General features: G+C 73.6%; 2 protein-coding genes. Both read right to left on the bottom strand.

Features of this window, described 5'->3' with window-relative positions:
• Positions 1–276: hypothetical protein (locus TFC3_RS34005; protein ID WP_153040628.1), on the bottom strand; the 276-nt coding region annotated here is incomplete at its 3' end.
• Positions 270–1330 (bottom strand): thiamine pyrophosphate-dependent enzyme (locus TFC3_RS34010; protein WP_161952734.1); only part of this gene is annotated, 1061 nt, incomplete at its 5' end. The genes TFC3_RS34010 and TFC3_RS34005, both read right to left, overlap by 7 nt.

The following is a 1330-nucleotide window of genomic DNA, read 5'->3' on the forward strand; positions in this document are numbered from 1 at the left end:
CCCGCCGGCACCGTCGACGACTTCGGCGACGCTTGTGGCGGTGGGCCGGGTTTTCACCTGGGAACCGGCCCGGGGCGCGAGGGCCCCCGCCGCTCCGAGCCGGCGTGCGGCCACAACTGCAGCAACCACAGCGATTCCGGTACGGCACCCCGTCATGATCGCCCGGCCCGGCCCGGCTCCCAGCTCGGCACAGGCGCGCTCGACATCGTCCACCATCCGGCGCAGCGACTCGCGCCCGACCGGGATCCCATCCACCAGCAACGCGCCGGTCAGCACGGGGCTGCCTCGTCCGTGCCACAGATCCGGCGGATGCCGACCGGTACGTCCTCGTCATCCACCGGCACCACCACGAGCGCCAGGCGCCCCGTCTCAGCCGCCGCGCGAGCCGCCGCCAGAGCCGGGCGTACGCCTGCGCCGCCGGTCACCGTCGTGGTGAACCCGCCCAGCGAGGTGACCAGCGCGGCCATCGGCAGCGGGGTGCGGAAGTCGGCGAACGTGGACGGCTGATCCTCCTGCCGGCGCAGGAAACGCGGCCAGCCGAAGCCCCGGTTGTCGAAAACCACCATCACCAGGGGGCATCCCAGCTCGGCCGCGGTCGGCAGAGTGTTGACGCTCATGGCGAATGCGCCGTCCCCGCAGACCAGCACGACCGGCCGGCCCGGACGGCTGACGGCCGCGCCGAGCGCCGCGGGCAGGCCGAAGCCCATCATGGTCTGCTCGCCCGGCCCGATGACCGGATACCCGGCAGGCAGGGTGAGCGCGGAAATGTGGTAGCCCCAGATGTCGTGCAATCCGTTCTCCTGCACCAGCACCGCGTCGGGGAACACCTCGGGCAGCACCCGCAGCACCCCGCGGGTGGGCGAGGTGGTGAACGGCACGGCCGCGGCCTCGGCGTCCAGTTGCTTGCGGGCCTCGGCCACACCGGCCAGCCACCCGGCCCGGCCGGCCACCTCGGCACCTTCCACGGGCAGCGCCGCGCCGAGAGCCTCAGCGGTCAGGCGGGCATCACCCAGCAGCATCACCTCGGCCGGTACGGCCCGGTCGAATACTGTGGCGTCGAGGTCGGCATGCACCAGCCGGACCCGGTTCAGGTCCCAGCCCATCCGCACGGTTTCCTCCAGCGCCGAGCCGATGGCCAGCACCACGTCGGCCTCCGCGAACGCGGTGGTCAGCGGGGGCGTGGCGTACAAGCCGGCCAGGCCGAGGCAGTGCGGGTCGTGCTCGTCGAACGTGCCCCGGCCCGATGCGGTGGTGGCGGTGGCCGCACCCCATTGACGAGCCAGCGCGCGGACTGCTTCTTCGGCGCCCGCCGCGCGGACACCACCACCGG

The organism is Actinoplanes sp. TFC3 (assembly GCF_001553785.1).
GTDB lineage: Bacteria > Actinomycetota > Actinomycetes > Mycobacteriales > Micromonosporaceae > Actinoplanes.